Annotated in this window: 1 protein-coding gene; it reads left to right on the top strand. The window is 59.6% G+C overall.

Features of this window, described 5'->3' with window-relative positions; genetic code table 11:
- On the top strand, nt 1-255 hold a 255-nt coding region (locus VSR82_RS40305; RefSeq protein WP_498858954.1), incomplete at both ends, for a transposase.

Below are 255 nucleotides of genomic sequence, written 5' to 3' on the forward strand. Positions count from 1 at the left end.
GGTCGAAGCTGATTGCGCTGATCGAGCCGCACTATCCGGCAGGCAAAACCGGACGGCCGCCTTTCCCGATCGCGACGATGCTGCAAATTCATTTTATGCAGCAGTGGTTCGGTCTGTCGGACCCTGCAATGGAAGAGGCGCTGTACGACGTGCCGCTGTATCGCGAGTTCGCGGGTCTCGACGGCGGCATGGTGCGTTTGCCGGATGAAAGCACGATTCTCCGGTTCCGCCATCTGCTTGAAACACATGGGCTGG

The organism is Burkholderia sp. JPY481 (assembly GCF_038900515.1).
Taxonomy (GTDB): Bacteria; Pseudomonadota; Gammaproteobacteria; order Burkholderiales; family Burkholderiaceae; genus Paraburkholderia; species Paraburkholderia youngii.